Raw genomic sequence first — 23,211 nt, 5'->3', positions numbered from 1 at the left:
CGGTCAAAGTTGGCCAGAACTGAGCAAAGCGAGGCAGAGACTCTACCCTGGTCCCTGCCTCACTAGCCACCTGCTTCGACAGGACTGCCAAGCCATAGCGGCTGCGGGAGGCAGCTGCCGCCTCTTTACAAGTGGCTGAAGACGGCCAGACTTAGACGGCAGGGGCAGCAGCAGTAGCCGTCAGGCCCACCGCCTCGGCGTATTTCAGGTAGGTTTCCACCGAAGCCACGACAACGCGAGCTTCAATGGCCAACAGCTCGATCCCCACCAGAGAAACCCGCACCCAGGCATCGACCACGATCCCTTTGTCCAAAATGCGGTCGATCACTTCGGCCAGGCTGGAAGAAGAGTTCACTTTCTCAACTGCCATGACGATCTCTCCTGCACTGATGATGGTTGGATGGTTGAAGACGAATCGGCGGCAAAATTGCAGGTTGGAAGGGATCCTAACCTTGGATCGGCCCCCTGGGGTAACACCCGCCCCTTGTATCACCCCAGCCCCATTGTGCTGGCTTTTTTCGGGGAGAACACCCGTAGATTCGCTTAAAAAACGTGACGGGCTGACAAGAGTCGCCGTCTCCTCCGAGCGCCACCCCGCCTTCATAGTACCCGCTGGTAGAGAAAATGGGTCAAAGGGTGAGAGCGTCCCGGGGAGAGGCCCTCAAGTCAGGGTGCGGGCCGGCAGGGATCCCCTATACTGAGAGCAGTGCGCTTGCCGACATGCCGTCCTTCCGCTGGCCAAGAGGGCTGCTGTGACCGAGTTCAACACCGGGATCCCAAGCGTGCGTCGCCTGCAGCGGGTGATCCGGGATCGGGAAATCGTTGAGGTTAAGCTCAATACCGGCGATGTCTTCGTCGGCCAGTTGCGCTGGCAGGATCCCGACTGCCTTTGTTTGGCCGACGCTGAGGGACAAGAATCGCTGCTGTGGCGCTCCGCCATCGCCTTCGTCAAAGTCAGACCTCCCTCCTAAACCCAAACCCCTGCAGCCCTTGGCCGTCGCTGGCTTCCCGGCGGCAAGGGTTTCTTTGGCGCACCTATCGACAGCTCTGGCCAAAGCCCCCGGCGAAAAGGCTATGATTCAGCAAGAAGTGTGAAAAAATTTACCCTCCTCCCCTCTAGCCATGTCAACCGGCCCCATCGAGCTTGCCCTGCAACCTGTCGCCCAGCGGCATAACCACTACAGCCGCGAGGATTTTTTTCGCTTCGACCGCTCCCAGGGATCCCTAGTAGACTGGACGGGCGCGCGCAACGTCTTGGTAAGCGAGGATTTTATCCTAGGTTTGCAACAGGGCCTGGAAGAAGAAGTGGGGGATGCCTCGGCCTCCTTGATGTACACCATTGGCCGCGAGTGGGGCCGCAACGATGCAATCCACTTCTCCCACTGGTTTGAGGAAGAGTATCGGCGCAAACCCAAGCAGAGCCACCTGATGTTCCTCTTGGAAACCTGGTGGTGGCCCTTGACCTCGCAAGGCTGGGGGCGCTGGGAGGTGGAGACCGAGAGCCGGCGGCAGGGGTTTATTTTTATCAACCTCTTTGACTCCGCCGTGGCCCGCACCCTGGGGGATGTGGGCAAGCCGGTTTGCCATCTCTACGCTGGCTTATTTGCCGGGTTTTTCAGCGCCATGGTGGAACGGCAGCTCAACTGCATCGAGATCCAGTGCTACTCCATGGGAGAAAGCTACTGTAAGTTTTTGCTCGGCAGCAAAGATCGCATCGATGCGGCTGCCTTTTGGCTCAACGAAGGGGCCAGCGCCAGCGAAATTGCCCAAAAGTTGCGCTCCGGTCAAGGAGTGACCAAGCCATGACAGCAGAGGTTTTTCTGGAAGAATCGGTGCAGAGCTTTTTTGCTCGCCTGAATTGGGATAACCGCCCTCTGCAAGACCCCTCGCTGCCCATGCCTTTTGTACGGGTGCGAGAGCATTTTGCCTCCATCCCCTGGACGGGGGATCCCCTGGCTTTGGCGGCCCGTTCCTTGGGATCCCTCTCGGCAGCGCTGCCGCCCCAGCCTGAAGAGGAACCGATTACTTTGGCCGATTTATTCAGCCTGTTTTGAACGCCGACACCCGCTGAGCACCCACCAACACTTTGGAGAAGTGAGATGGTGAGCCCACTGGAGCAGATGCTAATTGAGGCCGAGGCCCGCTACCTCACGCCGGAGCAACTGGAGCAGCTCAAAGCCTATGTGCTCGGCTGGCCAAAGCGGCTGCACGTGTACCGGGTCGTACGGGAAGGGGAGAGCCAGATGGTGAGCCGCACCCTAGACACCCTTCAAAAGGAGATGCCCAATCTTTCTCCGCAAACGGTAAACCTGTGCCGGCGGCACCTGCTCCTGTTGCTGCGTCAGAGCGCCCTGGCCATGTTGCTGCAGGACGAAAACCTCTTGAAGGAGCGGCTGATCGAGTGGATGGAAGAGGAGGTGCGCCTGTACGAGCTGCAGAGCGTTTATGAGGTAGTCCATCGGACTTTTCAGCAAGAGCTTAGGGATCACCTAACTCCCGGCGAACTGGAGTTCATCCGCCCCTGGATCACCCAGGTGCAGGCAGCTTTGCTCTCTTTAAACGGCCTCAAATCCGCCTAGAACCTTCCCCACCGCCTTTTGGTAACTTACCGATACTGATAACCCAGGGATCCCCTATGGCCAGCACCCCCCCCATCCCCAGCAGCCTCGCCGACTTTGACCCCTACACGCCTGTTTTGGCCAACTATTACGCGCCCAGCGCCTATCTGCAAGGCGATCTGGAGTCCGGTTTGCTGGAAAGTCGCCACGGCGACCGGCTCTTGGCCCTTCCAGAAGCATTGCTACGAGGCATCTACACCGGCTTGGAATACGAGACAGGGCAGGCCGCCCGCCTGGTATTGCGCAACTGTGGCCGTATGTGGGGCAAAGAGTTTTTCCGCCGCTTTGCCCAGGAGCTCTCCGACTACTACCAGAAGCCTTTGTCCGAGCTGGAGATGGGGCTCTTTTTACAAAATCTCAAACAAGCCTGGAAGACCCACGGCTGGGGGCTGATCGACATCGACTGGACCTACAAAAATCAGGGGGTGCTGGTGGTGTCGATCCGCAACTCTCCCTTTGCCGCTGCCACACCCCCCCACTTCAAGCGCCCGATGGGCTTTTTGGAGGCAGGGCTGTTGGCCACCTGGTTTAGCCAGCTGACCGGCCAGGATCTGGGCTGTGTGCAAACCACCAGCGAGGCTTTGGGAGCGAAGAGCAACTTATTTATCTTGACCGCTGCCGCCCGCCTCAAGGAAGGAGAGGCCTGGGTGGACTCCGGCCTCAGCCACGACCAGATCCTGGAGAAGTTGTTACAGCCCGCCCCGTAACCAGATCCAGCAGCGGGATGGGATCCCGTCGGGACGAGTCTGTATAATTCTCTGGAAGCAGGACGAGCTCAAGCGCTTGAGGGTGTAGCCATTGGGGTGGCGGGTCAGAGCAATCCGAGGGGCCATCACCGTTCCGGCAAACACTGCCGAGGCCATTGGCGCTGCGGTGAACGAGCTACTGGACGCCCTGGAACATCGCAACGCCATCAATCCGGCGGAGTTGGTGAGCGTCATTTTCTCCGTTACCCCCGATCTCAACGCGGCCTTTCCTGCCCAATTTGCCCGCCGCCGCCCCGGCTGGGAGTTGGTGCCTCTGTTGGACGTGCAACAAATGGACGTCAACGGCGCTCTGCCCCGTTGTATCCGCGTTTTGATCCAACTGAACACCCCGCTGGCCCAGGCTGAGATGCACCACGTCTATCTGCGAGGTGCCCGCGAGCTACGGCCTGATCTCAGCCCAGTTTAGGAGGATAGCTTCTCGCGCAGCCGAGCCTCCCACTGTTGCAGTTGCTCCTGGAGAGCGGCCATCTCCGCTTCGCGACGGCTCAGCTCTTGACTTTGCCGGGTCAAAGATTGACGCCAGCTTTCGATCTCCGCCAGGTCGGCCAGGCTGCGGGCCTGCGAGAGGCTGTGCAACATCTCCACCAACTTCATCGCCGCCTCTTCCACCCGCTGCACCTGCCGATTTTCCGCAAGCTCAACCAGCAGCAATACCCCCACGTTGTAGGAGGCTGCCTCCTTAGAGGTAACCCGTTCTGGCTGGCGAAGCGGCGCCCAAACCCCACCCTCGGCTTGCTGGGCCAAGAGCTGCAGCTCCGCCTGGCCAAAAAGACTTTTCTTGTCTACCCGCGCCAGATACAGCATGAAGCCTACTGGAATGTACAGGCCATCCTAGCACCGATCCCCTTCCTTTGAGGGATCCTGCCCTAAAACCGGGATGGTTGTCCCTGGGAGGATCGATGTTAAGATCGGCTGCGAAATGGGTAAGGCCTGACGCCTTCCTGTTTTCAGGAGTTTAGGGATCCCTGGCATGTTTCTCACCCAAAGCCCCTATTTTTTGATGGCAGCGCTGGTGGCAATTGCCAGTGGGGCCATCTTTGCGGTTCGGTTCATCAAGCGAGAGGCTTCCGCAGAGTCGGATGTGATTTTCGCCACGATGGGCCTGATCTATTCCATCAGTTTGCTTCTGGAGGGTCAGCGGCTCATCCCGTTGCTGTTTTTTGCCCAGGTGCTGCTGGCGGTGATAGCTGGCTGGTTTGCCTTCGAAACCTTCCGATTGCGGATCCTCTTGAACGAAAAGGTACGGCAGGGGGGTGGAGTGCGTCCGGTCGTGGGGCCCCGGGGCTTTAGCCGCACCTATCCACCCGATGGCTATGCCCAGACGCGCAGCGTTTCCACGCGGCCTAGCGGATCCCGCATTCGCGACACCTCCTCCGCCAGCCGCTCCATTCCTGAACGCAGCGAGGAGCCAGCTCGTCGCCCGCGGCCCCAACTGACCAGCGATACCCGTGTGCGCCCCCGCCCTCGCCCGGCAGCGGAGGAGTATTACGAGGAGCAAGAGACCCGCTTCCGTCGGGACACCGAGGACGATGAGCCGGATCCCTCTCGCCGCTCGGCTGCCGAGGACTATCCCGAGGATGTGCAGGAAGAACGAGGCACAGTCACCCGCCGTCGTCCCCCCCGTCTGCCTCAAGACCAGGGTGAGAGCTACGTTGAGGAAAAACCTCGTCGTCCTTCCCGCCGTGTTGTCGAGGTGGAATCGGTGGAAGTGCAAGAGGCGGAGCCAGACGAGTACGAAGATGATTTGTTCTGACCTCACCCTCAAGCCGTCCTGGCCTGAGGGCTGCTCCTGCTGAGGCAACTCCCAACCGCCTTGCTCCCGGAGATATCCTAGGCCGGTTGGAGAGGGCCGTAGCTATCCTTGATCCCCAGGAAGAGTCGGTGCTCAGCCTGTGTTGCGCATACCGGCGGCGATGCCGTTGATGGTGAGCAGAGCTCCCCGCAGCAGCTCGGCGCGGTTGTACTGGGTGTTGTGGAAATGGGATTTTTGCTTGCCACGCAGGCGCTTGAGGAGCGAGACCTGGATAAACCCGAGGGGCACGATTGAACGGTTGCGCAGTTGCACCGAGCGCTTCAGATAGGGGTCGTTCTCCAACAGCTCCTTGTGTCCTGTAATTTTCAAAACCATCTCCCGGGTGCGGTACATCTCCTGGGCAATGAGCTCGAATAGCTCCATCGCTCGCTCCAGGCGCTCGGGGGAGCTCATCTCTCGCACGTAGTGGCGGGCAATTTGCAGATCCGCCTTGGCCAGGGTCATCTCCACTTTGGAGATCACCATGCGGAAGAAGGGCCACTCGCGGTAGAGATGCCGCAGGTGGTTGAGGTTGTGTTCGCCTTTAGCCGCGTATTCCTCTAGAGCGGTGCCCACTCCATACCATGCGGGCAAGAGAAAACGGCTCTGTGTCCAACTGAATACCCAGGGAATGGCCCGCAGGGATCCGATATCTTTCGAGTTGCCGCTGCGGCGAGCTGGGCGGGAGCTAATCTGCAGTTGGCTGATCTCTTCGATGGGGGTGACCTCGTGGAAAAACTCGACAAAGCCTTCCTGCTCGTAGACCAGGTTGCGGTACACCTGGCGAGAGCGCTCTGCCAGCGATTCCATCAGGCGCGACCACTCGTGCAGGTCGTTGGGGTAGGTGCGCAGCAGGCTCGCCTGGATGACGGCGCTGGTAACAGTTTCCAGGTTAAAAATGGCCAGATCCTGGAGAGAGTACTTAGAGGCCAACACCTCTCCCTGCTCAGTAATCTTGATGCGGCCCCCCACGCTGCGCCCCGGCTGGGCCAAGATCGCCTCGTAGGCCGGCCCTCCCCCGCGCCCCACCGAGCCACCCCGGCCATGGAAGATCTGCAACTTCACCCCATAGGACTCGGCCACCGCCTGCAGCCGCTGCTGGGCTTTGTAGATCTCCCAGTTGCTGCTTAGAAAGCCAGCGTCCTTGTTGCTATCCGAGTAGCCCAGCATCACCTCCTGTAGGTTTTCCTGCTGGGCCAGGTACTGGCGATAGAAGGGGATCTCCAACAACTGCCGCAGCACCTCTGGCGCCCCCTTTAGGTCTTCAACGGTCTCGAACAACGGCACCACCGCCAGGGATCCGCGCCCGCTGATGGGATCGTAAAGGCCCACCTCCTTAGCCAGCAGCAGCACCTCTAACAGATCGCTCAACTGGCGGCTCATGCTGATCACGTAGGTTTGGCACATGGCCATGCCAAATTCCTGCTGCAGCCGGCGCAGGGTGCGAAAGGTGGCAATCAGCTCCGCCGCTTTATCGGAAAAGGGAGCTTCTAGAGGGATGAGGGGCCGGCGGGTTTGCAGCTCCCGCAGGAGAAAAGCTGTTTTTTCCTCCTCCGTCATCTCGCTGTAGGGCCGCGGCAAGATCCGCAAGTACTCGAAGATCTCGGTGAGAGCGGCCTCGTGGTAGCTGCTGTCTTGGCGGATATCCAGGTGGGCCAGATGGAAGCCAAAGACCTGCACCTGGCAAATGAGGTGATCCAACTGGCGGCAGGAGAGGCCACTGTTTTTCAAGCTGCTCTGAATAAGCTGCAAGTCGGCCAGAAATTCTTCTGCATTGGCGTAGGCGTTGTCCAGAGGGGGCGGGACAGGCAGGCAAGCGGAGTCGGCCAAATTGCGGTTGCGCTCCCGCGTCAACTCCAGCCGCCGCTGGATGTAGCTGAGCTTGAGCCGGTAGGGCTCTTGGCGATATTGCAGCGAAAAGGACTCGTAAACCTCGGGCATGCGGCGGCGATCCTGCTCAAGGACATCCAGCAACTGGCTGTCCACATCCCCCCAGTGCAAAGAGACGCTCAGGGTTTTGGTGAGGGCCTTCACGGACTCGATGTACTTGCCCAAAATCAGGTTGCGCTGGTAGCGGGCCGTTTGCCAGGTAACGTCGGCAGTGACGGAAGGGTTGCCGTCCCGATCCCCGCCCACCCACGAGCCGAAGTTGCAAAAGCCTGCCGGCGGTGGCTCGACGCTGGGAAAGGACTTTTTCAAGCTGCGGCTGAGGTACTCATGCAGCAGAGGGATAGCCTGAAACAAAACCTCTTCAAAATAGTGCAAGGTGTAATCGACTTCGTTCAGAACGGTCGGTTTGGACTGATGCAACTCGTCGGTGCGCCACCAGAGCAGAACCTCCTCCGCCAGTTGTTCTCTCAACATGTGGGCCTGCAGAGGGTGAGACTGCTCTGCCCAGTCCAGTTGGCTGAGCAAGTGGGAGAAGGCCCGTTGCTTTTCGCGGATGGTGTGGCGGACGATCTCGGTGGGGTGGGCGGTGAACACCAGGCGGATGTGCAGCCGCTCCAGCAGCCGGCGCAGCAGTCCCGGCGGCACCCCCTGAAGCCGCAGGTAAGGGAACAGACGTTCAAATTTTTCGTTTTCCCGCACGGTGCGCTGCTGGCTGTCCACCATGCGCATATCTGAGTCTTCTGCCCGTTCGTAGTGCTGTTCAACGATGTTGATCAACTGAAAGAACAAAGCGAAGGCGCGGGCCGTTTGAATGGCTGCATCAAGGCTGAGATGCTCGACAATTTGTAGTACTTCCGGGATGGGGTACTCCAAGGCCTGCCCTTCAGGGGAACACATGGAGCGCAGCCGCTGCAACAGATCTACCAAAGGCTGCCCGCACTCCTGCAGGATTACGGCTTCCCAAAGTTCTTCCACCATTTGCAGGCGGCGATTCAACAGGTTGTTCCTGCGGTCGAGCGCTTCATCCACGGCGAGGGCACGGGCCAAGGGATCCCGTTCCGCCAGTGGAGGGGCCTCCTTCAGGCCGTTGGCAGAACCCACTGCCCGCTCTGCAGTCGTCAGGTGGGAGGAAGAGGTCATGAAGGCAGCTCCTAGAACAACCATCCCAATATTAGAGCCTGTTCGCTGGAAGCGCAGATTACTCTTGGAGGAGAGCTGTCTCGGCAGCATGGCCAACTCTCCCCCTGTTTGCCCAGGGATCCCTAGAGGCGGCTACGAATAACAAATGAGTAGTTGCTGCCGGGCTCTAGTAAGTAATCCGATTTCTCCAAAAAACGGCTCAAGGGATCGCAAATCAAGGCCCGCCCTACAGAGGGTTCCACCTTCAGCTCCCCGGATCGAAAGCGCCAGCAAAAGCGCCAAACCCAACCGTTGGCGTTGACTTCCCCTTCAATGGCGCCCTCCTGCCAGGAGCGGCGGGTAATTTGTACATGGGCGGTGGTCTGCGGCAGTCGGCTCATCCAGAACCTCCCGACGGGATCCCCTGTAAGGTAGCGCGCAAACCCCTCTCCGAGAAGTCGAAGATGGGCGATGAGGGGCTAGATAGATGCTAGGTGGAAAGGGATCCCGTTAATTGGATGGTTCTCTTGCCGAGGATAAAAGCAAGCCCCCCCGTGGGGGGGCTGTTTCTTCAGCTCCTGAGGCCGGTATTGATATAGAAACTATTGAGCGGCAGTTGCCAGAGCCTTGGAAGATTTTTTCTCCGGCTTCTCAGCCGCAACCTGCGCTAGCAAAGCCCGTAAGCTGGGAAAGAGAAAGTGATTTTCTTCGACATATTGCGCGCCGAATAGTCCCTTCTCCGCCCAGAAAAATCGGTCTATCGTGTGCTCGTTTCGCCGAACCAGAATCAGCGCAGGCGGCTGAATAGAGTTTTCCTGTATGTATCTCCGGGCGGCGGTTACAGACTTTTCTTCGCCGCTATCTAATTTAAATTGAGGAATATAATCTAAAATTTTGCGCCCCTCCAAACGACGGCGGCTCTTACGCTTTCTTCTCCTGACCAATGTCAGCCTCCTGTAGAAGGATTACAAGACAACCTTAAAAAATATATCAGCAATACCTAAGAAAATCAATAACTTCTACCGGCTTTTGTTATCATCCTTTACAGAAATAACAAAGGACAACGAACGTCCTCCTCCACGAGCGGAAAAGGAAGGCAACTTACCTCTGTCTCCCCTCCAAGAACTTTGCCGGGAAACTGCTTATTCAGTTGAAAAATAAACCCTTTCTCCCCGGAAGGGAGCAAAGAGAAATAGGGTATCGATTAGCTCTGATGCCTGCGAAGAAAGTCAACTGCCAGCGCAGGAGACTCCCTTCCGATCTGGCCTCTGAGCTAGCATCGACAATAAGGAACGCTCAACAGAACACATACCTAAACCCAGGTACGGGCAACTCTCCTTAGTGGGGATTAGGGTTGGCCAATTGCAACTGCGCAAACCTAGAGCAGCTTCACCAAAAGGAATACTCGCGGGGCGAGCAGCCTTTGGAGAGGGTACTACGACTGTACAACCAATTTTCCGTTTCTACAATATGTCCAGGATAGGTTTCCCGTACTGCGTTAAACCCTTAGACGGCAGACAGACCTCTTGCTACTCTGGCTTCAGGGATGACCTGAGCCATAAGGGTTCCGGTCGGTCTCAGGTAGAAGCTGCAGGAGCCCCGCTTCGTACTCCCTTCCATCCCCCCGCCTCCCTGCCCCTGGTATGCGGGGGGTTGGGGGGGAAGGGAGGCGGTCGGAGCCGGGTAGTTTACTCTAGGTCGAGGGAGTTTTGGGCATGAGGAAATTCGCGTTGCTGGTGAGTCTGGGATTGATTCTGGGATCCCCGCCGCTTTGGGCGCAGGAGGCAACCCCGCTCCCCAGTCCTGCTGCAACTCCTTCTGCGGCTACAGGGGGGGCTCCCAGCCCGCAAGCTTCCCCAACTCTAACCCCAGAGCAAGTTACCGATGCTCAGGTGGAGCAGTTGGTGCAGATTCTGTTGGAATTGGATCCTTTGATCCGGGAAGCCAGCGCTCAGTTGCGAGAGACCCAGAACGAAGAAGAGTACGAGCAGATCATGCAGCGCACGGAAACCCAAGCCAGCCGCATTGTCGAGAAGCAGGGGCTGACGGTGGCCGAATATCGCGAGCTGATGACCTTGGCCAACGAAGATCCCGTTTTGAACCAGCGAGTGCGGGCCCGCTTGCAAAAAGTGATCGAAGAAAGGGAATCCTCTGCTTCTCCCCAGCCAGCCACCCCGACGCCTAGGCCCTAGGCTGAGCTGACTGCTGTTGGCCGGAGACAGAAAGAAGCCGGGGCAACCGCAAGGTAAAACAAGTGTGGTCGGCCTCGCTGTTAAGGTAGATTTTCCCTTGCAACAAGTTTACCCGTTGTTGCACAAGGGCCAAGCCCAACCCTGTCCCTCCCCGCCGCCGGGGATCCGAGCTGGGCACGCGGTAAAACTTCTCAAATACCCACTTTTGTTCTGCAGGGGGGATGATGATGCCGGTGTTGCCAATTTGGATTTCCAGGTGAGGAGGAGCGCTGGTGACCTGTAGGTTAATCCGGTGCTGGGCAGGAGTAAATTTCCCGGAAAGCGCCGTAAAGCCCCTATCTTTGGGCAGGGGATATAAGGCGCTTTCTGGTAACCCCGTTAGCGGGTCGGGGGCCAAACTCTACACTTGGGGTACTGAGCAACTTTTTGGCAATCTTCCCGCTCCCGTCTCTCCAGGATGAGATCCTAGAATTGGAGTCTTCTAGGATCTTTTCTGGGACCTGAGGATGAAAACTCCGCCTGAAAGGCCCGCCCCCAAAGTCCAGGCGGGATCTCTGCGAGCTGCGCTGAGCATTGCGCTGTTTCTGTTCTTACTGGCGCTGGTTTCCTACTTGAGCCTCAACTTCGTGCTGGCCTTGGTGGACAAGCTCAGCTAGCCACTCCCTGAGGCGATTCCTCGGCGCGGATCTGCCGATAGCCCTTTGTCTTCGGCAGCAGGAAAGATACAATGGATTTACAGGGCTTAACACCTTTTCTCAGTTTCTACGCTCCCCATCATGAGCCCCCTCTCATGGCTGAGACCATTTTCTTGGTTCGCAGGTTCGCCGGGATCCGCTGGGCCTTATCTTGAGTCTCAACCTGCGCTGACTTGGCCCCGCCGGGATCTGGGCTGGAGGCGCTGGCTGCGGTACCTGTATCTGCGCCTGTTGCGAATGCAATCCTCCCCCAAAGAAATTGCCCGCGGCCTGGCGGCGGGAGTTTTTGCGGGTTGTTTTCCCATCTTCGGCTTTCAAACCCTGGTGGCCCTGCTGTTGGCCGTTCCTTTGCGGGGCAACAAGCTGGTGGCGGCGGCAGGAACTTGGGTGAGCAACCCCCTCACCTATGTGCCGATCTATGCCTTTAACTACCGGGTGGGGGAATGGCTGCTGGGATCCCGAACAGCCTTTGCCACTTCGGAACTGGTGGTAGCTCAGAACTGGATGCAGTGGGGCCTGGAGGTGTCGGCCACACTCTTGGTGGGCTGTGCGTTTGTCGGGTTTTGGGGCGCCCTCGTTAGCTACTTTCTGGGGCTGTGGCTGGTGGAGTGGATCCGCCGGCGGCGGAGAAGGGGCCGGGTCTCCTGTGAAGGGATGTAGGGCGGCTCAAAAGGCCCAACCCAAAGCTGAGCTAGGCCGGGATCCCTGCCGCCTCAGACTTCGGAGATGGATCCAACTTCAGAGAACAGAAGGGTTTGACGATGGAAGATATGCGATCGCTATTAACCGATCTCAGCCGCCGCTCTCAGCGATGGGGGGAACAGTTGGGATCCGCCTTGCAGACGGGCATGAGCCAGCTTACCCAAGCTCCTCAGCCGATTGTGTTGCTCTCGTCGCGGGAGCTGGAGAAGATGCGACGGGCCTGCCGCCTGGCTGCGGATCTGCTCAAGCACCTGGAGCCGATGGTGCAGCCGGGGGTCACCACCCAAGAGCTTAACGACGAGGCGGAGCGCTGGACGCGGGCCCACGGGGCCAGGAGCGCCCCTCTGGGCTACCACGGCTTTCCCAGGTCCATCTGCACCAGCGTCAACCACGTTGTCTGCCACGGCATTCCCAGCCCCAAGCAGGTCCTGCGGGAAGGGGACATTATCAATATCGATGTCACCCCCGTTTTGGATGGCTACCACGGCGACACTTCCAAAACGTTCTTTGTCGGGCAGCCTTCCGAGCGGGCGCGGCGTCTGGTGGAGGTGGCGGAAGAGTGCCTGCGGCGGGGCATTGCCGCCGTGAGGCCAGGCGGCAGAGTTGGGGATATTGGGGCTGCTATTCAAGAGTACGCCGAGTCCCAGGGCTACAGCGTGGTGCGGGACTTTGTCGGCCACGGGGTAGGACGGCAGTTCCACACGGCGCCCCAGATCCCCCACTACGGCGAACGGGGGAAGGGGGAAAAACTCCGCCCCGGCATGGTGTTTACCATCGAGCCGATGATCAACGAAGGCACGTGGGAGGTGAAGGTGCTTGCAGACGGGTGGACTGCTGTGACGGCAGACGGCAAGCTCTCCGCCCAGTTTGAACATACGGTTGCCGTTACCGAAACCGGCGTGGAGATCCTGACCCTACCCTCCTCCGGCCCTTGAGCAGGTATGAATAGCGCTAGCGTTGCCGATCCCCGCCTGCGTCTTTCCTCTGAGAATCTGCTGCTGCTGCTGGCGGCAGCGGCGGGGCTGGGCACAGGTTTGTTGGTGATCGGGTTTCGCTATCTCATCGGCTGGTGTCGCTATCTTTTGCAGGATACTCTCGTCGACAGCATTGTCAGGGCTGCGCAACAACACGGCCTGTTGCTGCTGGGATCCTGGGCAACCATTTTGGCGCCGCTGCTGGGGGGTCTGTTGATCGGCACCCTGGGGGTGGTTCTGCCTTTCCCCAACCTCAGCCTCTCCAGTTTGGTGAGTGCCAACCGGCCTCTCGCCCCTCGCCCAGAATGGATCCCACTTAAGCTGGTGGCTGCCGCCGTCTCGTTGGGGGCGGGAGCTGCGCTTGGGCCGGAGGCCCCCAGCGTGGAAAGCGGGGCCCTACTGGGATGCCTGCTGGGGCAAAACCTGCGCCTTGCGCGGGAGCGGGTGCAACTGTTGATGGCCGCCGGGGCGGCGGCGGGGCTGGCGGCGGGGTTTAACGCGCCGATTGCCGGGGTGTTTTTGGCGCTGGAGCTGGCTTTGGCCCGCACGTTCACCACTTCTGCCGTCAGTGTGGTGGTGTTGGCAGCGGTGGTGTCGGCCCTGATTGCCCAGGTGGGGCTGGGGGCGCAGCCGGCCTTTTTGCTGCCGACCATTACGCAGCCGGCTTTTGTCTTGCCCGCCTACGAGCTGCACAGTCTGCTGGAGGTGCCCCTCTATTTGGGTTTGGGCCTTTTGGCCAGCTTGGTCTCCATCGCCTTCGGCTATGCACTGGAATGGGTCAAGCACCTGTTCGGCAGTGGCCCCCTGGCGGCCTGGCCAGCCTGGAGCAAGCCGATTCTGGGCGGTGGGATCCTGGGCTGTGTCGGCCTGGGGATCCCGTTGGCCCTGGGGGTGGGCTACGAGACCATTGAGTCGATCTTGCAGGGGGTGCCCTTTTCCCTCGGCCAGCTTAGCTTGCTGTTGCTGGGCAAGGTATTCCTCAGCGCGGTGAGCGTGGGCAGCGGCTTTGTCGGGGGAACCTTTGCCCCGGCTTTGTTCTTGGGAGCGGTGCTGGGGGCAGGCTACGGCCAGGTGGTGGGAAAGGCTTTGCCTGCTATTGCCCTCTCTCCCCCTGCCGCCTACGCCATGGTGGGTATGGGGGCGGTATTGGCGGCCAGCGTGCGGGCTCCCCTGACGGCCATTCTGCTGCTGTTTGAGATGACGCGGGACTACCACATCGCCTTGCCGGTGATGGCGGCGGTGGGCCTGAGTATCTGGCTGACGGAGCAGTTGCACCCGCCGGCCATCTACCCCTCCGCCCGTCGCAGGCAGGAGCCGAAGGGCCTGACGGTGCAAGAGGTGATGGTGCCCCCTTCTCTGCTGCTACCCCAGGATACGCCCCTGCGGGAGGCGCTGGAGCGCTTGCTGCAGCAAAAGTGCCACAGCGCTTTGGTGGTGGACGGGCAAGAGCGGCTGCGGGGCATTCTCACCCTGGAAGACCTGGAGCGGGCCCTGGCCCACAAGCAGGCCGGGGAAGTGGCCGAACTGACGGTGGAGCAGGTCAGCCAGTCGCCTGTGCTCACCACTTTCCCCGACGAAGCCGTGGCGGTGGCCGCCGAGCCGCTGTACGAATACGATTTGCGCCAGTTGCCGGTGGTCTCGCGGGAGGATCCGGAGCATGTGGTTGGCCTCTTGGATCGGGAGCGGGTGTTGCTCTCCCAAGAGATCGAATCTGTGCGGCAAGTCCTCGAGCCGGAAGTTCCTGCCCCAGGTGGGGTCGAAAACGGGATCCCTGCCCAGCCCACTCCCTCTTCCCCTGCGCCGGCAGACTAGGGATCAGCGCTGCCGCAGCAGGGCGGAGGGGCATTCGTGTCGCAGAGGGCAGCGGCCACATTCGGGCATGCGCGCCTTACAGATGCGTTTGCCCAGCCGGATCAAGTTGACGTGCAGGGAATAGGCCTTGCCCGCCGGGATCCGCGGCGACAGTTGGGCAAAGGTGTCGTCGGGGTGTCTGGCCCGCACCAAGCCAAGACGGTTGGCCACCCGATGCACATGGGTATCCACCGGGCAGAGATCCCGGCCCAGGCCAAACAACAGCACGCAGGCGGCTGTCTTCAGTCCTACCCCCTTCAGGGAAAGGAGATAGGCCAGAGCGTCCGCGTCGTCGAGATCCCGCAAAAAGTCCAGGCTCAGGGATCCCTGTCGCTGGACAATGGCAGCCAGAATCTCCTGAATGCGGGCTGCTTTGAGTTGGGCCAGGCCCCCGGGACGGATCACCTGGGCCAGCTTGGTTGGATCAGCAGCTAAGACAGCTTCCCAGGAGGGGAAAGCGGCTTTGAGGGCGCGAAAGGCGCGGCTGCTATTGTGGTCGGTGGTGTTCTGGGAGAGGATCGTGCCCACCAATTCGTCCAAGAGGTCGGGATAGAGGGGCAGACCATCAGGGCTGCGAGGACGTTGGGGGATGCCAAAGCACTGTTCCAGGCGCGCCAACAGTGATTCCAGCACGACGGCGTTGGGGCTCGCCTCACCAGGACGAGGTTCCAGCCAGGCTGAAGTCTCCATGGCTGCGGCAGGCTCAGGCAGGCGGCGGGCAAGAGGATCCCGATCCAATCTCGGCTGTACCACGGCTGGCCCCTTGGGGGAGTTAACGGGCGGAATCTCGGCAGATCTCCTGGAGCAGGCGGGCAACTGCCTTGCTGGCAGCAGGAGGAGCTGTCGCCTTCAAGTTGGCGGCCATTTGGGCAACCACCTGGGGCTGAGCCAACCAGGCCAGGGCCGTCTGCCGCAGCAAGTCCAGATTCGCTTCCGATTCTCGCATGACCACTCCCCCGCCGCGACCCACAAAAGCCAGGGCGTTGTGGTACTGATGATCCTCGGCGGCAAAGGGGTAGGGGATCAAAATGGCCGGGGTGGCGGTGGCCCACAACTCCGCCAAGCTGAGAGCGCCAGCCCGGCTGATGGCAAAAGTTGCCCGCTGCAGCAAGGCGGCCACATCGGCGCGGAAAGGAAAAGCGCGGTAGCGGGGGTGGGAAGGGATCCCGACCTCACTGCCGCCGGTCAAATGCACAATCCACGCCCCTGCCTCCAACCAGGCGGGGGCACAGGCGGCAACCAGGCGGTTCAGGCCCCGCGCCCCCTGGCTCCCCCCCATCACCACAATCAAAGGATCCCCCTCTGGAATCGGCAGATCCGCGGGCAAGGGCTGGGGCTGATAGAACTCCGCCCGCACTGGCGTGCCCACCACCCGGGTAACTGCCCCTGGCAAATGCTCTGCCGTTTCCGCCATGCCCAGGGCCACCAGCCGGCAAAATCTTCCCAGCCAGCGGGTCACCTTGCCCGGAAGGCAGTTGGACTCGTGCAGCAACACCGGCACCCCCAGCGAGCGAGCTGCCAAGATGGTCGGGGCGGCGATGTAGCCGCCGGTGGTCAACACCACGTCAAACTGGCCTGAAGCCAGGATCTGCCGCACCTGCAGCGTTGCCCGCGCCAACTGAACCAGGGATCCCAGCTTCTGCCAGGGGGATCCCTGCCAGCCGGACATGGCCACTCGGTGCAGCGGGTAGCGGTCCGGCACCAGCTTCGCCTCCAGCCGCTGCGGCACCCCCAGCCACTCAATCTGCCAGGTGGGCAACTGCTCGACAACGGCCAGCGCCGGAAAGATATGCCCCCCCGTCCCGCTGGCCGCCACCAGCAGCCGTGGTGGTGAGGTGGGATCCCTCCTGTCTCCATTCACCCTAGGACTAGGACGGGGAATTGCTGTAGCCAAGGTAGCGCAAAAGCGTGCCCCGCTGCCCCAAGATAAATCCTCGGTCGGGGCCAAAGAACTCGATGCTGTAGAAATTGGCGGGAATGTTGCTCAATTTCTTGGCCTCCTCCCAGGTTTTGCCGCCATCGGGGCTGTGGATCAGAGTGCCGCCGCCGCCCACCACCCAGAGGTCGTGGTCGTTCTGGTAGGCCGCATTTAGATAGCCAAAGCTGAGGGCACGCCCGGGTCGCAACGGCTTGGACCACTCGCCGGAGGTGAAGTCACTCGTGAAGGCGATCTCCGCGCCTTGGTTCAATTTCCAGGCGCTGCCGTTGGGGCCAAAGCCCATGTTCTGAATGCGGCGAGAGCTTTCCCGCGGATACGGCTTCCAGGATCGGCTTTCTGGAGTGTAGAGAAAGTAGAAGCTGCCCCGCGACGACACGGCCAGATACTCTCCTCCTGGGCCGCGGGCAATGTTTTTAATCGCCCCAATCGGCTCTTCCACCTGGGCATGCCAGGTCTGTCCTCCATCTTCCGTGCGGTAGATGGCCCCCACATTGGTTACCATCTCAGCCGCTCCAGGACCCAGGGCTTGGATTAGGATCGGCTCCCCCGGCAGTTGCTTGCTGAGACGAATGGATGTCCAGTCGGATCCCTCGTTGAGCGTGTGGAGGAGGATCCTCGGCTGCCCCACCACCCAGCCTTCTGCTCCGGCAAAGCTAATCGAGCTCAGATAGGCTTCCGGCTCCAGTGCCGTCAGCTTGCGCACCTGCCAGTGGAGGCCGCCATCCTGAGACTCCAACAGCGTCGCTTTATCGCCCACCAGCCAGCCATGAGAAGGGTTGGTGCCGGTGAAAGCAATGTCCAGCAGAATGTTCTGGGTGGGCACCTCGACTTGTTGCCAGGGCACCACCTTCATGTCCGGCATCCGCGCCGCCATCAGCAAGAGAGAGAAGGCAGCTAGCAGCACCAGTCTCCAGAGCTTAAGCATTTTGGCCATCACTCGACGAAATAGAAACTCATCAAAAACAAAAATCCCAGCGCCAACCCCAAGAAGATGAGCAGGTTTTTCTGGGCAGGGGTCATCACATTGACCCCCAGGCCATAGCGCAAGTTCTCTTGAAAACCGGAAGGCTTGCCCTTGGCGCCCACCGCTTGAAACAGGCGCTTGCCGGCGCGGCACACCGGACATCTCCAGTCGGCGGGCAGCTCCTCAAAGGGCACACCTGCCGGGATCCGATTGAGCTGATCCCCCTTGGCCGGCTCGTAAACATAGCCACAAGAGCGACATTCATAGCGCTGCATGCGCAGGGGATCGCCAACCTGTGCATCGGTTTCATCTTCCGGCAACTCGATCAGCTTCGGTACCCTAGAGGGCTTGGGCTGGTTGAGGGGATCCGGTTGCGAGCCATTCATGGTCTGGGAGGCATTTGCATCATCAAATCTTATTATGAGAGGAATTGTTACAAAAATCTACTCGGCCTTCTGCTCCTTTCCTTTCTCAGACCTTTCCTCAAAGCATCGATTGCCAACTCAGGGGGCAGGGAGATTTTGCGGAGTTAAAAACAGCCACGAGATGGGATCCCCTGGGACTCGGTCTTGAACAGGGGCATACCTGGCCTCTCTTGACACCTCTCTGGCAGCGTCAAGGAACGTCGTCTCACTCGCCAGCAGGGCAAGGGCTCTGGCAGACAAACCGGCCAGGGTTCACGCCTCGGATCCCATGCTATGTTTTGACTATCCTATTCACGTGTTGTGCCAGTGGGTGTCCGCTATGACCACGCCCCCTCGCCGACCTACCCTTAACCACGTGTTGATCGTCAAGGATCGCCACGGGCCAAAGGCCTACTGGCTGACAGCCGAGCTCTATTCCTTGGGGCGGGATCCGAGCAACAGCATCCGCATCGACTCCCAATACGTCTCCCGCCACCACGCCATTTTAGTGAAGACCGAATCTCCCTCCTCTCCCGATGGGTTTACTTACCAAATCATCGATGGAGACATCCATGGCACGCCCAGCACCAACGGCCTTTACATCCGGGGGGAGCGGGTGGAGTTTCGCGATCTTGAGGACGGAGACGAGATCCAGTTTGGCAACGACGCTACTGCCACCTACTCCCTGCAAGCTCAGGATTTGGACAGGATTCTCTCCTCCTTTGAAAATACCCAGATCGTTGGCCTGTGAGAGCCGACTCATCAGTCAGGGGGAAGGTTTTGGCGAGGTAGGATGGTTGCCGGCGGGGGATGCTCAACTCCTTGCAGCGCGGCAGCTCCCTGATTTAGAGGCCTGCAGCTTGCCGTCGCCAGTGGTGGGGAGGAGCGCTGCCCGCCACTGTGGAACGGGTAGGCTGCTACTGGGCAGCAAGCGCTGACCGCAGTCTGCAAGCCGGCTCCAACTCCAGAGCCGGCGACCAAGAAAGGCCTACAGCTCGCTGGCGCGAGCCGAGGGAGTAACCGGCAGCCACGCTCCAGAAGGGAGCGGCGTCGCGCTAGTAGTTGGGCGTCCTACCAGTTGCGGCAAATTGATTACCTACGAAGTGCTGTGGGCAGGGGTAGCGATGGTGTGGGTGCCACCTGCCTACAGGTCTCAGACCTGCCACCAGTACTTGTAGATTGGCCAACGGGAAGGGAAGCGATTCCGTTGTAGTCTGGGTTTGCCTTTACCTCTGGGTGGTGATGCGGATTTTGTTTCCCCGCTGGCGCTTTCGCGGCGGAGAGTGGCTGGGGCCATGGCCTCGCTCCGACAACTAGAGAGAGATGGAGGGATCCATTGCCGTCAGAATCGGGCTGGGAGAGCTTCCCGGAGAAGCCTGGGTTTTGAACAGGTCTGTACAGGCTGAGGGGAGCTGAGAGTTATTGCTGATCCAGAGTTTCGCCCCATGCAAGTGCTGGCGCCAAGATCAACCTCTACCTGAAAATCCTCGGATCCCGTCCGGATGGGTATCCGGAGATGTAGAGTTTGACCCACCGGGATTCTGCTGGATCCCTGCAGCCTCAGCTAGGGTGTCAACTGGATTGATCGGATACGGGATCCCCATCTGGATCCTTCCGTCTGCTTGCCATAGTAGGATCAGCACCTACGTACCCTACCTTGCACGGGCCGCCGGCTTAAGCGGCCAGGGTTCTTCTGACTTGGAACGCTCTCCATGCCGCCCATTACCAAGATCCTGATTGCCAACCGAGGCGAGATCGCCCTGCGCATCATCCGCACCTGTCAGGAAATGGGGATCCGCACCGTGGCTGTCTACTCCACTGCGGATCAGAACTCTCTACATGTCCAACTGGCGGACGAAGCAGTCTGTGTGGGGGAAGCCCCAGTGGCCAAAAGTTATCTCAACATCCCCAACATCATCTCGGCAGCCCTCACCCGCGGGGCCACTGCCATTCATCCGGGCTATGGGTTCTTGGCGGAAAATGCCAAATTTGCCGAGATGTGTGCCGACCACAACTTGATCTTCATCGGCCCCTCGCCAGAGGCGATGCGCAAAATGGCCGACAAAGCCACGGCCCGCGAGACCATGCAGGCGGTGGGCGTGCCGACCGTGCCCGGCAGCCGCGGGCTGATCACCTCTGACGAGGAAGCGGTGAGGCTGGCGGAGAAAATCGGCTATCCCGTGATCATCAAAGCCACCGCCGGCGGCGGGGGGCGGGGCATGCGGGTGGCCAGAGATGCCCAAGAATTGCTGAAGATGATGCGCACCGCCCAGGGGGAAGCCCAGGCGGCCTTTGGCGATGGGGGCATCTATCTGGAGAAATACATCGAGCGCCCCCGCCATGTGGAGTTTCAGATTTTGGCCGACAGCCACGGCAATGTGGTGCACCTCTACGAGCGGGATTGCTCGATTCAGCGGCGCCACCAAAAGCTGCTGGAAGAGGCCCCCAGCCCGGCTCTGACCACGAGCTTGCGCGCCCGCATGGGGGCAGCGGCGGTGAAGGCAGCCAAAGCGGTGAACTACGTGGGGGCGGGCACGGTGGAGTTTCTGCTGGATAAAAACGGCCAGTTCTACTTCATCGAGATGAACACCCGCATCCAGGTGGAGCACCCGGTTACCGAGATGGTGACGGGGCTGGATTTGATTGCCGAGCAAATTCGCATCGCTCAAGGTCAACCCCTGACCTTTCGCCAGAAGGATGTGGAACTGCGGGGCCATGCCATCGAATGCCGCATCAACGCCGAGGATCCCAAGCAGCAGTTTCGCCCTTGCGCTGGCACCATCAGCGCCTATTTGCCTCCTGGAGGGCCGGGGGTGCGCATGGACTCCCACATCTACACCGACTACACCATTCCCCCCTATTACGATTCGCTGTTGGGCAAGCTGATCGTCTGGGGGCCCAACCGGGCAGCCGCCATCCGCCGCATGCAGCGGGCGCTGGGGGAATGCGCCATCACCGGGGTGCCCACCACGATCCCTTTCCACCAGCAGATCCTGCGCCACGAGGCTTTTTTGCGGGGCGAGGTGTACACGGATTTCATCGCCCAACACCTGCTGACTGGCCAGTAGCAATCCCTTCGGAGATTGCCAGAGAGCGTCTTTGAACGGCGCTGGCCAAAAGTTGAGGCTAAAGTTAAAGGTGAGTGGAGGGTTGCTGGTCGTGCCGATGAGGGATCCCCGGCCCGGCTTGGTTCAACAGGCCCATCTCCAGCGTCAGGCAAGCTGCCCCGTGCCCAGCCTGAGCCAGTTGGTGGGGCAATTTTTGCAGGAGCGGCAGCGGGATCTGGCCCCGGCCAGCCGCCGCACCTACCGCATTGCCCTGGAACAGTTTGCCAAAACTTGCCCGGTGCCGCTGCCTCAGGTGCAGCCGTCCCACGTTCAGTCTTTTTTAAACAGCTTGAAGGGGCGTCCATTTCGCAACCGCTCCGGCCAGTGGGTTCATCCGCCCGCCTCTCCCGCCACCTACAACCTCAAGCGGCTGGCGCTGCAGCAGTTTTTTGAGTGGGCCAGCCAACGGGGCTACTTTCCAGATCCCTTGCCCACCCAGGCGATTCGGCCTGCCCGCCTGCCCGCCCGTCTGCCTCGCGACCTGGATCGGCTGTTGTTGCAGCGGGTTCTGCAGCGGGCCCAGAGCCATTCTCTGCGCTATGCGGCCTTGATCCGCCTGCTGCTGGAGTGCGGGCTGCGGGCACAGGAGCTGTTGGACTTGACGGTGCAGGATTTTCAGATCAGCCCTGAGGGATCCCTGTTGGAGGTGCGCTGTGGCAAGGGCAGCAAACCCCGCGCTGTGGCGGTCGGGGATCCCCTCTCCGAGCTGCTGCAACAATATCTGAGCCGAGAACGGGGCCCGTGCGCGCCGACGGATCCCTTGTTTGTCTCCCAATCCCGCTGCCCGGCCTACCGGGGCCGTCCCCTCACCTACGATGGCCTACGTCATATTGTGCTCAAGCTTACCGAGCCCGAGCCGGGCCACCAAACCCCCCACCAGTTTCGCCACAGCTTTGCCACCTTGCTGCTGGATCGCGGCGTTGCCCCCGAACACATCCAACACCTGCTGGGCCATACGACTGCCGCCATGACGATGCGCTACACCCAGCGGGCCAACTTGAGAGCAGCTATTGCCCATTCCCGCGCGATCTTGGATCAGGGCTTGATCTAGGGATCCCCTGTTGCGCCGTGGCCTCTATTACTAGTAGGGAGAGGTTCAGATTGCTAACAGAAAGGGAAGCCGGACATCCAAAGGGCAGCCCCGAAAAAGAAATCAATCAGGTACACCTGGCTAAGGTGCTTGGAATGACCTGAAAACAATCGAATGGGTTATTTCAAGTTACACGCTGGAGAGGAAGGTAGAGCACATGTTCTCTCTCCTTTCCCATAGGCACCTGCGAGCCAAGGCTGGCCTTCTGCTGCTCCAACCAGATGATCAGATGTCTGTTCTCAGGGTAGTATTCCAGAACATACTTAATGAAGTCATCAATTGTACATGGCTTGCTGAAACCTCCCATCCACTGATGAAAGTGGCAATGCACTTCGTCGGCTATGGTAATCAGGTTGGAGAGATTCGCTGCAAGCTTTGGATAGTGCGCTTCAGAGTAGAGATGATGAACCGTTAGGCTACTGGCTGCTTTTCGAGTAACTCTACAAAGATTTTTATCCCTTTTTCTTGCAAGATCTTTTGCCCTTTCTATCTCTCTTTGTCGATCCTGGATTTTCTTGACGATTACCTGAATTTGAGGTTCAATGCGTTCGCTAACATATTGACACCAGTCTTTTCTGTGGTTTTGCTTGAGAACCTCTCCCATAACCTTGGCAAGCTCATAGATACCTCGCAAAGAGAGGTAAACAGTGTCATCATTACCAAAACGTGTGTAATGAACGTCTTTGATTAACTTACTTTGCTTCGATGCAAGCTCAAGCGCCTTCTTAAGGTAGTCAGTTCGAGTTCTAAAGATCATCACAACATCTCGACGAGATAGCCAAAACTGATCTTGTCTTTTGACCAGAGAGGAGCTGTTTTGAAGGATCCTGTAATCTACCAGAGCTTTCTGCTTCTTGCGATGCTCTTCCTTGAACCAATTCCTAATGCTTGTACCTGTAGAGGATTTGCAACCTTGCTCTGATCAACCTTGCTCTGATCGAGACCTTAAAAAGGATAAAATGGCATAAGCGCCGGACCGCGTGTATTCCCTTAGCCCCAAACTTTTGTTGATAACACGATAGTCTTTACCTTCCACCAGTTTCCATGCATCATCGGGGATACTGTCAAAGTGAGCTTCAATCTCTCTGAGTTCCTCAAGGCTGATAC

At 59.5% G+C, this 23,211-nt stretch carries 26 protein-coding genes and 1 pseudogene; 16 read left to right on the top strand and 11 right to left on the bottom strand.

Annotated features, from left to right (window positions below):
• Nucleotides 1–151: 151 nt before the first annotated feature.
• Entirely contained in the window at nucleotides 152–370 is a 219-nt protein-coding gene (gene gvpA / locus GG26_RS00750; RefSeq protein WP_011429717.1) for a gas vesicle structural protein GvpA, read from the bottom strand.
• Between the two features lie 382 nt (nucleotides 371–752).
• Here gvpA and GG26_RS00745 point away from each other — a divergent pair, with 382 nt between their 5' ends.
• From GG26_RS00745 to aroH, 6 genes are all read left to right on the top strand, one after another.
• The gene (locus GG26_RS00745) at nucleotides 753–971 is read left to right on the top strand and encodes an Hfq-related RNA-binding protein (RefSeq protein ID WP_011429718.1); all 219 of its coding nucleotides are present in this window, start codon (nucleotides 753–755) and stop codon (nucleotides 969–971) included.
• 151 nt (nucleotides 972–1,122) lie between these two features.
• Nucleotides 1,123–1,806, top strand: a complete 684-nt coding sequence (locus tag GG26_RS00740) for a V4R domain-containing protein (RefSeq protein WP_011429719.1) — start codon at nucleotides 1,123–1,125, stop codon at nucleotides 1,804–1,806.
• A complete protein-coding gene (locus GG26_RS00735; protein ID WP_011429720.1) occupies nucleotides 1,803–2,054 on the top strand; it encodes a hypothetical protein in 252 nt (83 codons plus the stop codon). Before GG26_RS00740 ends, GG26_RS00735 begins: the two co-directional genes overlap by 4 nt.
• A 45-nt stretch (nucleotides 2,055–2,099) precedes the next feature.
• Nucleotides 2,100–2,579, top strand: a complete 480-nt coding sequence (locus GG26_RS00730; protein ID WP_011429721.1) for a hypothetical protein — start codon at nucleotides 2,100–2,102, stop codon at nucleotides 2,577–2,579.
• A gap of 56 nt (nucleotides 2,580–2,635) precedes the next feature.
• Nucleotides 2,636–3,325 carry a V4R domain-containing protein gene (locus GG26_RS00725; RefSeq protein ID WP_011429722.1) on the top strand — a complete coding sequence of 230 codons (690 nt, stop codon included), beginning with the start codon at nucleotides 2,636–2,638 and terminating at the stop codon, nucleotides 3,323–3,325.
• Nucleotides 3,326–3,416: 91 nt separating this feature from the next.
• On the top strand, nucleotides 3,417–3,791 hold the full coding sequence (gene aroH / locus GG26_RS00720) for a chorismate mutase (RefSeq protein WP_011429723.1): 375 nt from the start codon (nucleotides 3,417–3,419) through the stop codon (nucleotides 3,789–3,791).
• On the opposite strand, the gene GG26_RS00715 is transcribed toward aroH, so the two are convergent.
• The gene (locus tag GG26_RS00715; protein ID WP_011429724.1) at nucleotides 3,788–4,189 is read right to left on the bottom strand and encodes a hypothetical protein; all 402 of its coding nucleotides are present in this window, start codon (nucleotides 4,187–4,189) and stop codon (nucleotides 3,788–3,790) included. The two genes, aroH and GG26_RS00715, sit on opposite strands and share 4 nt — an antisense overlap.
• 166 nt (nucleotides 4,190–4,355) lie before the next feature.
• On the opposite strand from GG26_RS00715, the gene GG26_RS00710 reads away from it, so the two are divergent.
• Complete coding sequence (locus GG26_RS00710; RefSeq protein ID WP_099812336.1) at nucleotides 4,356–5,138, top strand: Ycf66 family protein; 783 nt, start codon at nucleotides 4,356–4,358, stop codon at nucleotides 5,136–5,138.
• Nucleotides 5,139–5,270: 132 nt separating this feature from the next.
• Here GG26_RS00710 and ppc read toward each other — a convergent pair whose 3' ends face one another.
• From ppc to GG26_RS00695, 3 genes are all read right to left on the bottom strand, one after another.
• Nucleotides 5,271–8,207 (bottom strand): phosphoenolpyruvate carboxylase, encoded by a 2,937-nt coding sequence (gene ppc / locus GG26_RS00705; protein WP_414388396.1) that lies wholly within the window; start codon nucleotides 8,205–8,207, stop codon nucleotides 5,271–5,273.
• Between the two features lie 122 nt (nucleotides 8,208–8,329).
• Entirely contained in the window at nucleotides 8,330–8,587 is a 258-nt protein-coding gene (locus GG26_RS00700; protein ID WP_011429727.1) for a DUF3146 family protein, read from the bottom strand.
• Nucleotides 8,588–8,788: 201 nt separating this feature from the next.
• Entirely contained in the window at nucleotides 8,789–9,130 is a 342-nt protein-coding gene (locus GG26_RS00695; protein WP_041438161.1) for a DUF3155 domain-containing protein, read from the bottom strand.
• Between the two features lie 771 nt (nucleotides 9,131–9,901).
• Between GG26_RS00695 and GG26_RS00690 the strand changes: the two genes are divergently transcribed.
• Complete coding sequence (locus tag GG26_RS00690) at nucleotides 9,902–10,378, top strand: DUF4168 domain-containing protein (RefSeq protein WP_011429728.1); 477 nt, start codon at nucleotides 9,902–9,904, stop codon at nucleotides 10,376–10,378.
• Here GG26_RS00690 and GG26_RS00685 read toward each other — a convergent pair.
• Entirely contained in the window at nucleotides 10,368–10,775 is a 408-nt protein-coding gene (locus GG26_RS00685) for an ATP-binding protein (RefSeq protein WP_414388391.1), read from the bottom strand. The genes GG26_RS00690 and GG26_RS00685 overlap by 11 nt on opposite strands.
• 109 nt (nucleotides 10,776–10,884) lie before the next feature.
• Between GG26_RS00685 and GG26_RS00680 the strand changes: the two genes are divergently transcribed.
• The 4 genes from GG26_RS00680 to GG26_RS00665 all read left to right on the top strand — a co-directional run bounded on the left by GG26_RS00680 (nucleotide 10,885) and on the right by GG26_RS00665 (nucleotide 14,561).
• The gene (locus tag GG26_RS00680) at nucleotides 10,885–11,034 is read left to right on the top strand and encodes a hypothetical protein (RefSeq protein WP_011429730.1); all 150 of its coding nucleotides are present in this window, start codon (nucleotides 10,885–10,887) and stop codon (nucleotides 11,032–11,034) included.
• A 207-nt stretch (nucleotides 11,035–11,241) separates the two neighbouring features.
• Nucleotides 11,242–11,733, top strand: a complete 492-nt coding sequence (locus GG26_RS00675) for a DUF2062 domain-containing protein (RefSeq protein ID WP_346426062.1) — start codon at nucleotides 11,242–11,244, stop codon at nucleotides 11,731–11,733.
• Nucleotides 11,734–11,921: 188 nt separating this feature from the next.
• On the top strand, nucleotides 11,922–12,710 hold the full coding sequence (gene map, locus GG26_RS00670; RefSeq protein WP_011429732.1) for a type I methionyl aminopeptidase: 789 nt from the start codon (nucleotides 11,922–11,924) through the stop codon (nucleotides 12,708–12,710).
• 6 nt (nucleotides 12,711–12,716) lie between these two features.
• Entirely contained in the window at nucleotides 12,717–14,561 is a 1,845-nt protein-coding gene (locus GG26_RS00665) for a chloride channel protein (RefSeq protein ID WP_414388388.1), read from the top strand.
• A 3-nt stretch (nucleotides 14,562–14,564) separates the two neighbouring features.
• Here the strand turns inward: GG26_RS00665 and GG26_RS00660 are convergent, their stop codons facing one another.
• The 4 genes from GG26_RS00660 to GG26_RS00645 are packed head-to-tail and all read right to left on the bottom strand — an operon-like array spanning nucleotide 14,565 to nucleotide 17,889.
• Nucleotides 14,565–15,353: an endonuclease III domain-containing protein gene (locus tag GG26_RS00660; RefSeq protein ID WP_414388385.1), complete on the bottom strand. Its 789-nt coding sequence runs from the start codon at nucleotides 15,351–15,353 to the stop codon at nucleotides 14,565–14,567.
• 19 nt (nucleotides 15,354–15,372) lie between these two features.
• Nucleotides 15,373–16,461 carry an undecaprenyldiphospho-muramoylpentapeptide beta-N-acetylglucosaminyltransferase gene (gene murG, locus GG26_RS00655; protein WP_011429735.1) on the bottom strand — a complete coding sequence of 363 codons (1,089 nt, stop codon included), beginning with the start codon at nucleotides 16,459–16,461 and terminating at the stop codon, nucleotides 15,373–15,375.
• Between the two features lie 7 nt (nucleotides 16,462–16,468).
• A complete protein-coding gene (locus GG26_RS00650) occupies nucleotides 16,469–17,473 on the bottom strand; it encodes a photosynthesis system II assembly factor Ycf48 (protein ID WP_414388383.1) in 1,005 nt (334 codons plus the stop codon).
• On the bottom strand, nucleotides 17,473–17,889 hold the full coding sequence (locus GG26_RS00645; protein ID WP_414388381.1) for a rubredoxin: 417 nt from the start codon (nucleotides 17,887–17,889) through the stop codon (nucleotides 17,473–17,475). Before GG26_RS00645 ends, GG26_RS00650 begins: the two co-directional genes overlap by 1 nt.
• A gap of 358 nt (nucleotides 17,890–18,247) precedes the next feature.
• On the opposite strand from GG26_RS00645, the gene GG26_RS00640 reads away from it, so the two are divergent.
• The 4 genes and pseudogenes from GG26_RS00640 (at nucleotide 18,248) to GG26_RS00625 (ending at nucleotide 22,065) form a co-directional block, all read left to right on the top strand.
• A complete protein-coding gene (locus tag GG26_RS00640) occupies nucleotides 18,248–18,658 on the top strand; it encodes an FHA domain-containing protein (protein WP_011429738.1) in 411 nt (136 codons plus the stop codon).
• A gap of 267 nt (nucleotides 18,659–18,925) precedes the next feature.
• Nucleotides 18,926–19,085 (top strand): annotated as a pseudogene (locus GG26_RS00635) (RNA-guided endonuclease TnpB family protein); the annotation flags it as partial.
• 534 nt (nucleotides 19,086–19,619) lie between these two features.
• A complete protein-coding gene (accC, locus tag GG26_RS00630) occupies nucleotides 19,620–20,975 on the top strand; it encodes an acetyl-CoA carboxylase biotin carboxylase subunit (protein WP_011429740.1) in 1,356 nt (451 codons plus the stop codon).
• Between the two features lie 97 nt (nucleotides 20,976–21,072).
• A complete protein-coding gene (locus GG26_RS00625; RefSeq protein WP_099812332.1) occupies nucleotides 21,073–22,065 on the top strand; it encodes a tyrosine-type recombinase/integrase in 993 nt (330 codons plus the stop codon).
• A 163-nt stretch (nucleotides 22,066–22,228) separates the two neighbouring features.
• Here GG26_RS00625 and GG26_RS00620 read toward each other — a convergent pair whose 3' ends face one another.
• Complete coding sequence (locus GG26_RS00620) at nucleotides 22,229–22,861, bottom strand: hypothetical protein (RefSeq protein WP_414388378.1); 633 nt, start codon at nucleotides 22,859–22,861, stop codon at nucleotides 22,229–22,231.
• Nucleotides 22,862–23,211 lie beyond the last annotated feature (350 nt).

Source organism: Synechococcus sp. 'PEA 65AY6A-5F PE A' (genome assembly GCF_047462575.1).
In the GTDB taxonomy this organism is placed as follows: Bacteria; Cyanobacteriota; Cyanobacteriia; order Thermostichales; family Thermostichaceae; genus Thermostichus.
Note: the sequence above shows the minus strand (reverse complement) of the source record. Positions and strands in the feature narration are given on the sequence as shown.

Bases quoted from the DNA above. Each gene is read 5' to 3' on its own strand.
- gvpA (WP_011429717.1), bottom strand. From the start codon at position 370: ATGGCAGTTGAGAAAGTGAACTCTTCTTCCAGCCTGGCCGAAGTGATC.
- GG26_RS00740 (WP_011429719.1), top strand. From the start codon at position 1,123: ATGTCAACCGGCCCCATCGAGCTTGCCCTGCAACCTGTCGCCCAGCGG.
- GG26_RS00735 (WP_011429720.1), top strand. From the start codon at position 1,803: ATGACAGCAGAGGTTTTTCTGGAAGAATCGGTGCAGAGCTTTTTTGCT.
- GG26_RS00730 (WP_011429721.1), top strand. From the start codon at position 2,100: ATGGTGAGCCCACTGGAGCAGATGCTAATTGAGGCCGAGGCCCGCTAC.
- GG26_RS00725 (WP_011429722.1), top strand. From the start codon at position 2,636: ATGGCCAGCACCCCCCCCATCCCCAGCAGCCTCGCCGACTTTGACCCC.
- GG26_RS00715 (WP_011429724.1), bottom strand. From the start codon at position 4,189: ATGCTGTATCTGGCGCGGGTAGACAAGAAAAGTCTTTTTGGCCAGGCG.
- GG26_RS00710 (WP_099812336.1), top strand. From the start codon at position 4,356: ATGTTTCTCACCCAAAGCCCCTATTTTTTGATGGCAGCGCTGGTGGCA.
- ppc (WP_414388396.1), bottom strand. From the start codon at position 8,207: ATGACCTCTTCCTCCCACCTGACGACTGCAGAGCGGGCAGTGGGTTCT.
- GG26_RS00700 (WP_011429727.1), bottom strand. From the start codon at position 8,587: ATGAGCCGACTGCCGCAGACCACCGCCCATGTACAAATTACCCGCCGC.
- GG26_RS00690 (WP_011429728.1), top strand. From the start codon at position 9,902: ATGAGGAAATTCGCGTTGCTGGTGAGTCTGGGATTGATTCTGGGATCC.
- GG26_RS00680 (WP_011429730.1), top strand. From the start codon at position 10,885: ATGAAAACTCCGCCTGAAAGGCCCGCCCCCAAAGTCCAGGCGGGATCT.
- map (WP_011429732.1), top strand. From the start codon at position 11,922: ATGAGCCAGCTTACCCAAGCTCCTCAGCCGATTGTGTTGCTCTCGTCG.
- GG26_RS00665 (WP_414388388.1), top strand. From the start codon at position 12,717: ATGAATAGCGCTAGCGTTGCCGATCCCCGCCTGCGTCTTTCCTCTGAG.
- GG26_RS00650 (WP_414388383.1), bottom strand. From the start codon at position 17,473: ATGGCCAAAATGCTTAAGCTCTGGAGACTGGTGCTGCTAGCTGCCTTC.
- GG26_RS00645 (WP_414388381.1), bottom strand. From the start codon at position 17,889: ATGAATGGCTCGCAACCGGATCCCCTCAACCAGCCCAAGCCCTCTAGG.
- GG26_RS00640 (WP_011429738.1), top strand. From the start codon at position 18,248: ATGACCACGCCCCCTCGCCGACCTACCCTTAACCACGTGTTGATCGTC.
- accC (WP_011429740.1), top strand. From the start codon at position 19,620: ATGCCGCCCATTACCAAGATCCTGATTGCCAACCGAGGCGAGATCGCC.
- GG26_RS00625 (WP_099812332.1), top strand. From the start codon at position 21,073: ATGAGGGATCCCCGGCCCGGCTTGGTTCAACAGGCCCATCTCCAGCGT.
- GG26_RS00620 (WP_414388378.1), bottom strand. From the start codon at position 22,861: ATGATCTTTAGAACTCGAACTGACTACCTTAAGAAGGCGCTTGAGCTT.